The sequence below is a fragment of the Arthrobacter sp. NPDC058192 genome, assembly GCF_042883665.1.
GTDB lineage: Bacteria > Actinomycetota > Actinomycetes > Actinomycetales > Micrococcaceae > Arthrobacter.
The window spans coordinates 12,296-25,154 of the sequence record NZ_JBHVVJ010000009.1 but is presented as its reverse complement, the minus strand read 5'-3'; the positions used below and the strand labels follow the sequence as shown (position 1 = coordinate 25,154).

General features: G+C 67.3%; 12 protein-coding genes. All 12 read left to right on the top strand.

Going from position 1 to position 12,859, the window contains the following annotated elements; genetic code table 11:
- Positions 1 to 90: 90 nt before the first annotated feature.
- The 12 genes from ACFVVK_RS10565 (at position 91) to ACFVVK_RS10510 (ending at position 12,674) form a co-directional block, all read left to right on the top strand.
- The gene (locus ACFVVK_RS10565; protein ID WP_390266375.1) at positions 91 to 1,161 is read left to right on the top strand and encodes an alkene reductase; all 1,071 of its coding nucleotides are present in this window, start codon (positions 91 to 93) and stop codon (positions 1,159 to 1,161) included.
- Positions 1,162 to 1,641: 480 nt separating this feature from the next.
- Positions 1,642 to 2,352, top strand: coding sequence for a GntR family transcriptional regulator (locus tag ACFVVK_RS10560; RefSeq protein ID WP_390266374.1), 711 nt, complete (start codon positions 1,642 to 1,644; stop codon positions 2,350 to 2,352).
- 153 nt (positions 2,353 to 2,505) lie between these two features.
- On the top strand, positions 2,506 to 3,852 hold the full coding sequence (locus ACFVVK_RS10555) for an MFS transporter (RefSeq protein WP_390266373.1): 1,347 nt from the start codon (positions 2,506 to 2,508) through the stop codon (positions 3,850 to 3,852).
- A complete protein-coding gene (locus tag ACFVVK_RS10550) occupies positions 3,849 to 4,967 on the top strand; it encodes a 2-hydroxyacid dehydrogenase (RefSeq protein ID WP_390266372.1) in 1,119 nt (372 codons plus the stop codon). Before ACFVVK_RS10555 ends, ACFVVK_RS10550 begins: the two co-directional genes overlap by 4 nt.
- Before the next feature lie 65 nt (positions 4,968 to 5,032).
- Positions 5,033 to 6,037 (top strand): sugar phosphate isomerase/epimerase family protein, encoded by a 1,005-nt coding sequence (locus ACFVVK_RS10545; protein WP_390266371.1) that lies wholly within the window; start codon positions 5,033 to 5,035, stop codon positions 6,035 to 6,037.
- Between the two features lie 112 nt (positions 6,038 to 6,149).
- A complete protein-coding gene (gene dhaL, locus ACFVVK_RS10540; RefSeq protein WP_390266370.1) occupies positions 6,150 to 7,925 on the top strand; it encodes a dihydroxyacetone kinase subunit DhaL in 1,776 nt (591 codons plus the stop codon).
- The gene (locus ACFVVK_RS10535) at positions 7,918 to 8,400 is read left to right on the top strand and encodes a ribose-5-phosphate isomerase (protein ID WP_390266369.1); all 483 of its coding nucleotides are present in this window, start codon (positions 7,918 to 7,920) and stop codon (positions 8,398 to 8,400) included. The genes dhaL and ACFVVK_RS10535 overlap by 8 nt, the downstream gene beginning before the upstream one ends.
- Before the next feature lie 2 nt (positions 8,401 to 8,402).
- Positions 8,403 to 9,389: a 3-hydroxyacyl-CoA dehydrogenase family protein gene (locus ACFVVK_RS10530; protein WP_390266368.1), complete on the top strand. Its 987-nt coding sequence runs from the start codon at positions 8,403 to 8,405 to the stop codon at positions 9,387 to 9,389.
- Positions 9,390 to 9,424: 35 nt separating this feature from the next.
- On the top strand, positions 9,425 to 10,192 hold the full coding sequence (locus ACFVVK_RS10525; RefSeq protein ID WP_390266367.1) for an SDR family NAD(P)-dependent oxidoreductase: 768 nt from the start codon (positions 9,425 to 9,427) through the stop codon (positions 10,190 to 10,192).
- A gap of 12 nt (positions 10,193 to 10,204) precedes the next feature.
- Entirely contained in the window at positions 10,205 to 10,348 is a 144-nt protein-coding gene (locus ACFVVK_RS10520) for a hypothetical protein (protein ID WP_390266366.1), read from the top strand.
- Positions 10,349 to 10,485: 137 nt separating this feature from the next.
- Entirely contained in the window at positions 10,486 to 11,835 is a 1,350-nt protein-coding gene (locus tag ACFVVK_RS10515) for an MFS transporter (protein WP_390266365.1), read from the top strand.
- Positions 11,836 to 11,879: 44 nt separating this feature from the next.
- Entirely contained in the window at positions 11,880 to 12,674 is a 795-nt protein-coding gene (locus tag ACFVVK_RS10510; protein WP_390266364.1) for a triose-phosphate isomerase family protein, read from the top strand.
- Positions 12,675 to 12,859: the final 185 nt, after the last annotated feature.

The following is a 12,859-nucleotide window of genomic DNA, read 5'->3' as shown; positions in this document are numbered from 1 at the left end:
GACTGTGCGTGATTCGAGTCTCAGTGGGAATGGTTGCAGACGCTATGCAGTTGTCACCACTGAACCCATTCACCGTGAAAGGAACCGCGCATGCTGTTTTCCCCGCTGACCCTTGGCGAGCTGGAACTGCCCAACCGACTCGTGATGGCGCCGCTGACCCGCCTCCGCTCCGGCCAATCGGGAGTCCCGGGGCCGTTGGTTGTCGAGCACTACCGCCAGCGCGCGTCGCTCGGCCTCATTGTCAGTGAAGGCACCTACCCGAGCCACGCCGGACAGGGCTTCCCGGGACAGCCCGGCCTGGTGACGCCCGAGCAGCTCAAGGGCTGGGCGGACGTCACGGCCGCTGTCCACGCTGAAGGCGGCCGCATCTTCGCCCAGGTAATGCACGCCGGCCGCGTCACGCACGAGGACACCACGGGCGGTCATGAAGTTGTCGCACCTAGCGCCATCGCGATCGACGGCGAAACCCGAACCTACGCGGGCAAGAAGCCGTTCCCTGTCCCGCGCGCCCTCACCACTGAGGAACTGCCGGGCATTGTCGAGGAATTTGTCACCGCCTCGCGCAAGGCCATCGAGGCCGGATTCGACGGCGTGGAGTTGCACTCCGCCAACGGCTACCTCCTCCACGAATTCCTGACCCCCGCGGCCAACCAGCGCGACGATATTTACGGCGGGTCGCCCGAGAACCGTGCCCGCTTTGTCATCGAAGTAGCGGAGGCCGTGGTCGCAGCCGTCGGCTCGGACCGCGTTGGCATCCGCATTTCACCCGAGCACAACGTCCAGGGCGCTCTCGAACTGGATGCGGCCGATGTCCGGGAGACCTACGGCCGGCTGGTTGACGGCCTGGCACCCCTGAACCTGGCGTACCTCAGCATCCTGCACAAGGAGCCCACGGGTGCGCTGGTGCAGGATCTTCGTGCACGTTTCGGCGGGACCTTCCTGGTCAACACCGGATTCGGCGAGGTCACGACCCGCGACGAGGCCGTGGCCCTCGTGGCGGACGGCCACGCTGACGCCGTCGTCGTCGGACGTCCGGCCATCGCGAACCCGGACCTCGCCCGCCGTTGGCGCGAGAGCCTGCCCGTCAACGAGCCCGATCCCTCCACGTTCTACGCCGACGGCGCGACCGGCTACACGGACTACCCGGCGTACCAGAACTAGAACTGGTCGCGGGGGACTGGTCGCAGCAATGGCACCCCGCGGCTGGGACATGCGCCGCGGCGGGGACATGTGCCGCGGTTGCCACGAACAGTGGGCAGAATACTCTTCTGCCCACTGTTCGTTTTTAAGAATGAGCATGTCCATCCGCCATTGAACACCCGGAGCGACATGTCCCGCCTTGGACCTGACCAGTGGACATACTCCCTTCTGCATGGTTGGGCCACGGAGCATGTCCCTCGCCTAGGGCGGCGACTGGACATGTCCGTTCATGGGGCATGCCAGACCACGGTACCGAGGGGCATGTCCCGCTGGCAGGGCCGCGACTGGACATGTCCGTTCATGGGACATGCCGGACCACGGTACCGAGGGGCATGTCCCTTCCTGCATTACCGCACCGATGGACATGTCCCGCGGGCAGGGTTGGGACGGGACACGTCCCGGAAGAGAGCCTCGCCGCAGCAAGTCCTATAGGATTTGAACATGCAACTAGCTTCAGCCGGCGGCAGTCCCGCGGGGAGCCCCTCAGGCCGTCCTGTCAGCCGGCAGGTCCTCGCCGACCACGTCTACGAAGAACTCCTGGCGTCGTTGATGGATGGCCGGCTGGAACCCGGTGCCGCGGTGAGTATCGATGGGACCGCGCGGGAGCTCGATGTTTCCCCCACGCCGGTGCGGGAAGCACTTGCGCGGCTGGAGCACACCGGAATGGTGCGCCGGGTAGCGCTCAAGGGCTACCGCGTCGCGCCCGTATTCACCCAGGAAGACTTTGCCGAGCTCATGGAAGCCCGGCTCGCGATTGAACCTGTCAATGCCCGCTTGGCCTGTGCCCGGCTGACGCCCGTCCGCCTGGCCGAACTGACGCAGGCGGTCACCGACCTCAAGGATGCTCCGCGGGGGCCGTCCTTCGCCGAATTCCGTGACTACCTGGAGGCCGACGAGCGGTTCCACCGGCTGATCGCGGAGCAGACGGGCAACCAATTCATGGTGGCAGCCTATGCCGCCCTGGGCGGGCAGATCCAGCGCTTCCGGCTGTTCGGCGGCGTGGGCATCACCGACGCCGACCACGCCATAGCCGAGCATCAGCGCGTGCTCGATGCCTTGTCGTCGGGGGACCCGGAGAAGGCTGCAGCCGCCATGGCCGAGCACGTGCGGATGGTGCGTGGCCGCGCTATCGCTGACGCCCCGGCCGACTAGAGCGGCGCTGCATCACGCCCGGCTAGCCGGCGTCGCCGCAGGTCAGCGGCGAGAAAACTCACCTTGTGACCCTCTTCACAGCGAATAAAAGACCCTATAGGATCGCTGATTGTGACGGCAGGGGCCGTCGCGGCAATCACAAGGGAGTGAAGAGTGCACACAGAGACTTTGGCCGCAGGGCGCAAGGAGTCAGCAACGCGCCGGACCATCAAGAATCTGCGCTGGTGGATCCTCGGCTGGGCGCTGGCCGCCGGCATCATCAACTACATGGACCGCAGCGCGATCTCCGTCGCCGCGCCGCAACTCATCAAAGACTTCGGGCTGACCCGGACGGACATCGGGCTCCTCGGCACAGTGTTCTCCTGGACCTATGCATTTGCCCAGCTTCCCGTCGGCTGGCTCGTCGACAAGCTCGGCGCCCGCCGGATGTACTTCCTCGCGATCGCCGGCTGGAGCATCGCCACCGCGCTGATGGCGATCGGCGGCAAGATGTGGCAGTTCATCACCTTCCGCTTCCTGCTCGGCATCACCGAAGCCCCCAACGCACCGGCCTCGGCCAAGCTGACCGCCGACTGGTTCCCCCGCGCCGAGCGCGGCCAGGCCACCGCCATCTGGGACAGCGGCTCCAAATGGGGGCCCGCCATCGCCCCGCCCGTCCTGACCGCCATCATGCTGGCCTTCGGCTGGCAGGCCATTTTCGTCTTCCTCGGCGTCGCCGGCCTGGTGCTGGCGCTGGCGTTCTACCTGTACTACCGCGCTCCCGAGGAGCACAAGCGCATCAGCACGCAGGAACTGGACTACATCGAAAGCCAGCGCGCCACCCAGCTGCTGACCGCCAAGAAAGTCTCGTGGGTCGGACTCTTCAAGCACCGCCAAATCTGGGGCATGATGGCGGGCTTCTTCTGCGTCATCTGGATCTGGAACATCTTCATCGTCTTCCTGCCGCTCTACCTGCAGGAAGAGCGCGGTGCCAGCATCGCAAGCTCGGGCTGGCTGGCGGCAGTGCCGTACCTGGGCGCAGCGGTTCTCGGGATCACCGGCGGCTGGGTCATGACGCGCTACTCGAAGAAGGCAGGCCGCGATCCGCTGCTGGCCAAGCGGCATGTCATGTCCATCGCCGCGATTGTGGCCGGCATCCTGATCTGCCTCATCCCGTTCGTGGATTCCCTCCCGATCGCCATCGCCGTCATGACCGTGGCCCTCGGCTTCGTCGCCACCATGCAGGCGGCGGCCTGGGCCATGCCCGGTGACATTGTGGACCACTCCCAGGTGGCATCCGTCGGCGCCATCCAGAACTTCGGCGGCTACTTCGGCGGCGCCTTTGCCCCGCTGCTGACCGGCGTGATCGCCGACGCCACCGGGTCCTACGCGCCGTCGTTCGTCATCGGCGGCATCATCGCGGCGCTCGCCGCAGTGGCGTACACCGTGCTGGTCCGCGGACCCATCAGCGGCAAGACTGACGAAACAGAAGCAGAAACGGAAATTGGCATCGACGCATGAGCACGGCAATAAATGAAACGACGACGGCGGCCGCCACCCAGGCGGCCGCCGGAGCAGACGAAACGACGACGGCGGGGACCTCACGGTCTGCCTTCACCGTCGCCGTCACGGCGGACGCCGCCCGGCCCGACGGAACCTCAATCCACGGAGACCTCGGGCTGCGGCGACTCAGCGAGAACGGCATCAGCTGGCGGGTTCTGCCCAGCTACACGGATCCGGTCCCGCTGGCGGACCTCGCCGGGGTCCAGGCCGTCCTGTCCCTGGGGCACATCGCCTTCGATGCCCGCACCGTGGACCACGCGCCGGACCTGAGGCTGATCGCCCGGTTCGGCGCAGGCTACGAAACCATCGACCTGGATGCCTGCACCCGCGCAGGAGTCGTCGTCACCAATACGCCGGACGCCATTCGGCGGCCGCTGGCGGTGGCGGGGCTGACCCTGCTCCTGGCGCTCTCGCACAAGCTCCTCGCCAAGGACCGGTTGACGCGGACCTCGGACTGGGCGCAGCGGGAGCACTTTCGAGGTGCGCCGCTCGTGGGGCAGACGGTCGGCATCGTGGGCTTCGGCAGCGTGGGCGCCGAGCTCGCGAGGCTGCTGGCCCCGGTCGGTCTGAAGGTGGTGGGCAACAACCGCAGCGGCCGCCACCCCGAGGCCGCCGCACTCGGCGTCGAACTGCTGGGCCTGAACGAACTCCTGGAACGCTCGGACTATGTGGTGCTCTGCGCGGCGCTCACGCCGGCGACCGAAAAACTGATCGACGCCGCCGCTCTGGCCCGCATGAAGCCGAGCGCCTACCTGATCAACATCGGGCGCGGAAAACTCGTGGACACCGATGCCCTCCGGGACGCCCTGCGGGACGGCCGGATCGCCGGGGCCGGTCTGGACGTCTTTGAACCGGAACCCCTGCTGCCCGACGACGACCTGCTCACCTTCGACAACGTGGTGCTGTCACCGCACTCGCTGTGCTGGACCGAGGACTTCACCCGGGACGTGTCGGCCGCCGCCCTCGGGTCGATCCTGGCCATGGCGGCGGGGGAGCGCCCCGCCAACGTCCTGAATCCGGAGGTCTTCGCCACGGGGGCCTTCGCCGCGAAGCAGGCTTCTGCGTACCTGTGACCTTGACAACACCTAGCCGGATAGTAAATCCTATAGGAAACAGGATTCCACGAAGGAGTGACCCCATGGCTTACACCGCCGAAAACTGGCCCATCAGCGCGGCCCTGCTGCAGTTCCCGGGCACCGACGCCCAGGGCACCCAGATCAACGACGCGCCTGCCTCGGCCTGGGCCGAAGTGCTTCAGGAAGTGAAGGACGCCGGTTTCGCCAACGCTGACCTCACCGACAGCTGGGTCCGCCCGGGCGACCTGACCCCGGCCCGTCTCGCCGAGTTCAAGCAGACCGCGGACACCGTCGGGATCGGAGTCCCGGTCATTTCGGCCATCCGCCGCAGCGTCATCGAGGAGGGCAACTGGGAGGCCAACCTGGCCTACAGCCACCGCACCATCGACGCCGCGGCCGCCCTGGGCTGCGAAGTCGTATCGTTTGGGCTGCACCAGGCCATCACCGCCGAGCAGCAGAAGCAGCTCTGGTTCTGGACCGTCGAGGGCTACAAGGACCCGGTGGGGGACAAGGAAACCTGGAACAAGGCAGTGACCCGCCTGCGGGAGCTCGGCCAGCACGCGGCCGAGGTCGGCGTCCTGCTGTCGCTCGAAATGTACGAGGACACCTACCTCGGCACCGCGGATTCTTCCGTCCAGCTGGTCCAGGACATCGGCCTGGCCAACGTCGGGCTCAACCCGGACCTTGGCAACCTCATCCGGCTTCACCGCCCGATCGAGGACTGGCGCGAGATGGTCGCCAAGACCCTCCCGTACTCCAACTACTGGCACATGAAGAACTACATCCGCGACGAGGACGTGGCCCGCGACACCTACGTCGCGATGCCCGCCCCGATGGAAAGCGGCCTCATCAACTACCGTGAGGCGTTCAAGGTGGCGCTCTCCGTCGGCTTCCAGGGCATTCTGTGCACTGAGCACTACGGCGGCGACGGCCTCAGCGTCACGGCCAGCAACCAGGACTACCTCCGCCGGCACGTGCTGCCGAAGACGGACGGCTACGCCCTCGGGCAGAGCCAGGTGGCCCAGGGCCGGCAGCAGCCCGCCCCCGCGGAGCTCGCCGGCGTCTGACCCTGCCGGCGTCTGACCCGGTCCGGTGCGGCCGCCAAGCCATTTGGGGGGGCGGCCGCACCACCCCAGATCTTCAGCAGTACATCTCTATGACGGATTCAATGAGGAAACCATGACCCAGATCTTCGACAACCCCGCCGACTTCGCGGATGAGGCACTGGACGGCTTCGTCGCGGCCAACCGCGGCTACGTGGCCCGTGTCGACGGCGGCGTCGTCCGCTCCACCGAGGTCCCGGCCGGGCAGGTGGCCCTGGTGATCGGCGGCGGCTCCGGGCACTACCCTGCTTTCGCCGGACTCGTCGGGGCGGGCCTGGCCACCGCCTCGGCGTGCGGCAACATGTTCGCCTCGCCCGCGGCCGGCCAGGTCTACCGGGTGGCCAAGGCGGCCAACGCCGGCGGCGGCGTGCTGCTGAGCTACGGCAACTACGCCGGCGACGTCCTGCACTTTGGCCAGGCCCAACTGCGCCTGAACGCCGAAGGCATCGAGACCCGCACCGTCCTGGTCACGGACGACATCGCCAGTGCCCCGCTGGAGGAGATCGAGAAGCGCCGCGGCATCGCCGGGGACCTCACGGTCTTCAAAATCGCCGGCGCGGCCGCCGAGGCCGGACTGAGCCTGGACAACGTCGAACGCCTGGCCATCCGGACGAACCACCGCACCCGGTCCCTCGGCGTCGCCTTCGACGGCTGCACCCTGCCCGGCGCGGACGCGCCCCTGTTCTCCGTCCCCGCGGGGCACATGTCCCTCGGCCTGGGCATCCACGGCGAACCCGGCATCTCCGACCACCCCATGCCCACGGCCTCCGAACTGGCCGAGCTCCTCGTGTCCCGGCTGCTGGCCGACAAACCGGAGGACGCCGGCACCCGCGTGGTGGCGATCGTCAACGGCCTCGGCACCGTCAAATACGACGAACTGTTCCTGCTCTTCGGCAAGGTCGAAAAGCTGCTCACCGCCGCCGGGCTCACCGTGGTGGAACCGGAATGCGGCGAGCTCGTCACAAGCCTGGACATGTCCGGACTCTCGCTGACGCTGCTGTGGCTGGACGATGAACTCGAGCAGTACTGGGCAGCCCCTGCAGACACCCCCGCGTTCCGGAAGGGCAATCTGGCGCCCCGCGCCCGCCGCGAACTCGCGGGCCCGGAAGACACCGCAGCCGAGGAGACCGAGAAGGCCACCGCGGCGTCCGCGGATCTGGGCCGGCTGGCAGCAGCCGTGCTCGCCCAGGTGCGCGACGTCGTCGTCGAACATGTTGAGGAACTGGGCAACCTGGACGCCATCGCCGGCGACGGCGACCACGGCATCGGCATGCGCCGCGGCGTTGAAGCCGCGGCAGCCGCGGGCGAGCAGAACGCGGCGGCCGGAGCCCCGGTTGAACGCGTCCTCACCGAGGCCGGGGAAGCGTGGAGCGAGCGCGCCGGCGGAACCTCCGGAGCGCTGTGGGGATCCGCCGTGATCGCCGCCGGCCTGGCCCTGGGCAACCGCGAGTCGTACCTGGCCGCGGATGCGGCCGCCGCCGTCACGGCGTTCACGGACGCCATCACCGAACTCGGCAAGGCAGAACCGGGCGACAAGACCATGGTGGACGCCCTCCTGCCGTTCCGGGACGCCTTCTTGAAAGCGTCCGACGGCGGCGCCTCCCTCAGCGGTGCCCTCGCCGAGGCCGCAGCCGCGGCAACCGAGGCGGCCCGGCAGACGGCGGACCTGCGACCGCTCAAGGGCCGGGCCCGCCCCCTGGCCGAAAAGAGCCTGGGCCACCCCGATCCCGGTGCGGTCTCCTTCGGACTCATCACCGAGCGGATCGCCGCCTACATCGAATCCGGCGCCGCTTCGGAAACCGACAATTCTAAGCTGGCCGCAGCGGCCGGAAATGGAGCAACAAATGACTGACACTAAGGGCTGGCGCATCGTCGTCGGCAACGACGAGGCCGGCGTCGAATACAAAAACGCGCTCAAGGCGCTGCTTGAAGCCGATCCCCGCGTCGCCTCCGTCCAGGACATCGGCGTCGGACCCGACGACTCCACCGCCTACCCCCACGTGGCCGTCGACGCGGCCCGCAAAGTCGCCGAGGGCGACGCCGACCGGGCGCTGCTGATCTGCGGCACCGGCCTGGGTGTGGCGATCGCGGCCAACAAGGTCCCCGGCATCCGGGCCGTCACCGCCCACGACAGCTACTCCGTGGAGCGCTCGGTCCTGAGCAACAACGCCCAAGTCCTCACCATGGGCCAGCGCGTCATCGGGCTGGAACTCGCCAAGAAGCTCGTCGGCGAATGGCTGGGCCACCGCTTCGACGAAAACTCCTCCTCCGCCGCGAAGGTGGACGCCATTTGCTCGTACGAACCCGTTTACACGAAGGCAGACTGAACATGACTGAAGCAGCAAACACCGCAGCCGCCATCAACGCCGCCCGCAAGATCGCCGTCGTCGGCTCCGGCTACATGGGCGGCGGCATCGCCCAGGTCCTGGCGCTCGGCGGGGCCCGAGTGGCGCTGGCCGACGTGTCCGCCGAAGTTGCCCAGAAGAACTACGAGCGGCTCCTGACGGAATCCGATCAGTTCGTCGCCGACGGCCTCTTCCCGGAAGGCGCCACCGCCATCCTCAAGCAGAACCTCTGGGCCGCCAAGGACATCGAGGAAGCCGTGGCGGACGCCGACTTCATCGAGGAAGCCGTCCCCGAGGTCATCGCGATCAAGCACGAGACGCTGGCCCGCATCAGCGCCGCCGCCCGGCCGGACGCCATCATCGGTTCCAACACCTCCACGATTTCGATCGCGGACCTGTCCGAGCCGGTCACCAACCCCGAACGCTTCCTGGGCGTGCACTTCTCCAACCCGTCGCCGTTCATCCCCGGCGTGGAAATCATCCCTCACGCCGGCACCTCGGTAGCCACGGTCGGCGCCGTCCGCGAATTGGTCCACGCCGCCGGCAAGCAGACCGCCGTCGTCAAGGACGTCACCGGATTCGTGCTCAACCGGCTCCAGTACGCGCTGTTCCACGAGGCCGCGCAGCTGGTGGAGCAGGAAATCGCGACGGCGGAGGACGTCGACACCCTGGTCCGCACCACCTTTGGTTTCCGGCTGCCGTTCTTCGGGCCCTTCGCCATCGCCGACATGGCTGGCCTGGACGTCTACAACTTCTGCTACAAGTCGCTCCAGACCGATTTCCCGGAGCGCTTTGCCACGCCGAAGATCCTCTCCGACCTGGTGGAGGCCGGAAAGCTGGGCACTAAGACCGGCGCGGGCTTCCTCAACGTCCCGGCCGAGCGCACCCCGGAGCTGATCGCGTACCGGAACAAGGCGTACGTGGCGATGCAGAAGCTCATCGACGAGCTCGGCCCCGCCCCCATCAACTGATTCCCTTCACTCTTCACACCTTCAGGAGCATTTCCATGAGCGCTTTCCCCGCAGCACGCACCGCGATCGTCACCGGTGCCGTCTCCGAGCGAGGCATCGGCCGCGCCACCGCCAGCTACCTGGCGTCACAGGGCTGGAACATCGGCATCATCGACCTCGATGACGCCCGCTGCAAGGCCGCGGCCAAGGAACTGGCCGCCGAGCACGGCGTCCAGGCCTTCGGCGCCGGCGCCAACGTTTCGGACGAGGCCTCGGTCCGTGCGGCGATCGACGCCATCGAGGCGGAGCTGCCGCAGATCGTGGCCCTCGCCAACGTGGCCGGCGTCAGCTCACCGGTTCCGTACCTGGAGCTCGACGCCGCCGAGTGGGACCGGGTGCTCAACATCAACCTCAACGGAGTCCACTACGCCACCCGCCGGGTCGCGGAATCCATGGTGAAGAACCGGATCGGGCGCATCGTGAACATCTCCTCCGTCTCCGCGCAGCGCGGCGGCGGGACGTTCTCCAAGACGCCGTACTCGGTGGCGAAGGCAGGGGTGATCGGCCTGACCCGGTCCACCGCCCGGGAACTGGGCGAATACGACATCACGGTCAACGCCATCTCGCCTGGCCCGATCGACACCGACATCATGGGCGGCACCCTCAGCGAGGAACGCAAGAACGAACTCACTCAGGACCTCGTGGTCAACCGCGTTGGCTCCACCCGGGACATCGCAGCAGCCATCGCCTTCCTCATCAGCGAGGACGCCGGGTACATCTCCGGCCAGACGCTGAATGTGGATGGCGGGCTCTACATGCACTAAGGAAGAAACATCGTGGCACAACACAGCCAAAACCGAACCACTTCCGGATCCGTTTCCTCGGGATTCGCATCCTGGAGCAAGGGGCGCAAGATCTACCTCGCCGTCGGGATCCTGGCCTGCCTGGCCGGGGTGCTGATGATCGCTTTCTCGCGCTAGAACAGCTTTTCCTGGCCGGATCCGGCCAGGCCCGCTTTGCCCTCGGCAGAGCGGGCTGGTCCGGATCCGGCCGCTCTCCACGCACCTGATTCACCCACTGAGTTGCACCTACTGATTGCTCGATGAGGAGTTATTTGATGTCCGATACAACAACGTCCACCCGGGACTTACTGGAGACGCCGGTCCTTAAATCGGCCATTTCCAAGGCGTCCCGCCGGCTTATGCCCATGCTGGTGATCCTGTACGTCGTCGCCTTCCTGGACCGCACCAACGTGGGGTTCTCCGAGGCGGCCCTGGGGGTGGACAAGGGCATCAGTGCGGGCGCTTTCGCCCTGGGCGCCGGGATCTTCTTCATCGGCTACGCTCTGTTCGAAATCCCCAGCAACCTGCTGCTGACCAAATTCGGCGCCAAGGTGTGGCTGGCCCGCATCGCCATCACCTGGGGCATTGTGTCCGCGTGCTTCGCGTTCGTCCAGGGTGAGACGTCGTTCATCATCCTGCGCTTCCTCCTTGGCGTCACCGAGGCCGGCCTGTTCCCGGGCGTCATCATGTTCCTGGCGGCGTGGTTCCCCAACAAGGTCCGGGTCAAGATGTTCGCCATCTTCTACCTGGCCCAGCCGTTCTCCCAGATGATGGGCGCACCGCTCTCCGGCTGGCTCATCAACATCGGCGACCAGGTTCCCGGCGTCGAAGGCTGGCAGGTCATGTTCTTCGTTGAAGGCATGCTGGCTGTCGTCGCCGGCGTCGCCGCGTATTTCTTCCTGATCAACAGCCCGCAGGACGCGAAGTTCCTGGACACGGACGAGAAGAAGGCGCTCCTGGACGTCATGGCACTGGAGGACAACGTCAAGGAAGAGACCGGACCGCGCGGCGTGCTCCCCGCCATGCGCAACGGCAAGGTCTGGTACTTCACCATCATCTACTTCTGCCTGCAGATCGCCGTCTACGGCGTCACTTTCTACCTGCCGCAGCAGGTGGCGCAGCTGACCGGCCAGAAAGTCGGGCTCGCCGTCGGACTCATGGCAGCAATCCCGTGGTTCTTCGGCATCTTCGCCTGCTACTTCATCGGCAAGGCCGCCAACACGGTGATCCGACGCCGCGTCTGGGGCACCTGGCTCTTCGTTTCCACGGGCCTGTGCATCTTCGGCTCCGCCTGGGCCGGCACCAACCACCTCCCGGCACTCGGCATCGTCTTCATCACCCTTGCCGTCTGCAGCTTCCTCTCCATCGGACCCATCGCGTGGTCCTACCCGACCGCGTTCCTGACCGGAACGGCTGCTGCGGCGGGCATCGGCCTGATCAACTCGCTCGGCAACCTTGGCGGTTTCGTCGCACCGATCCTGCGCACCAGCGTCAACCAGATCGCCAATGACGCCACCGGCTCCGCAGGCGTCTTCGCCCTGGGCGTGCTGCCGTTTCTGGCCGCGGTCATGATGTACGTGACGAAGAGGTTCCACAACAAGGCCGACGAGCTGCTGGAAAAGTAAGGTCTCCAGCACCCTTCAACAGGAACAGCAGAAAGCACCAAATAATGCAGCAGCAGCCCAACAGCCCATCGTCCGTCCCCGTCACCCTGGTCGGTGTCAGCACCAAGATGTACCTGGGCTACCGGGACAGCCTGGACTGGCTGGCGCAGTTGCGGCACGAAGTGGACGCCCGTCCGGCCCTCGCGGCCGGGCGGGTTGTCCCGTTTGTCATCCCCTCCTTCCCCGTCCTGCCGGCGGCAGCCGAGCTCCTGGCCGGGTCGCCGCTGCTGCTCGGTGCCCAGAACTGCGGCTGGGCCGACGGCCCGTGGACCGGCGAGGTGGCCCCGTCCATGCTCGCGGAACTCGGCGTCCGGTTCGTCGAGATCGGGCATGCCGAACGGCGCCGCCACTTCGGTGAGGACGACGCCATGGTGGCCCTCAAGACCCGGGCGGCGGGCGACGCCGGGCTGACGCCCCTGCTGTGCGTGGGGGAGACCGGCCGCGGGCTGGCCGCTGCCGCGGCGGACCACGTGTACGGCCAGATCGAATCGGCCGTCGACGGCGACTGGAACCTTGCACGCCGGCTGGTGGTGGCCTACGAACCGGTCTGGGCCATCGGCGCGGCCGAGCCCGCCGGCGCGGACTACGTGTCCGATGTCGTCCGCCGGCTCCGGGACCGGCTTGCCGTGGCCGGGGTGCCGGAGCTGCCGGTCATCTACGGCGGCTCAGCCAAGCCGGGCCTGCTGCCCGCACTGGACGCCGTCTCCGGCCTATTTCTGGGCCGCTTCGCGCACGATCCCGCGAACTTCGGGCGCGTGCTCGATGAGGCCTTGCTGCTCGCGGACCGGCTTCCGGGGTAAGCTGCCGAACGCCCTGCGGGCAGCGCGCCACTGGACATGTCCTGTCCCGGCCTCGAGCAGTGGACATAATGCTGTTGTGCTCAGTGACCGCGCCTAGCAATGGACATGTGCCCCGGCGCAGGAGCCGAAGAATGGACATGTCCCTTTGTGGTGGCCAAGACCGGGCATGTCCTTCGGTGCGGGTG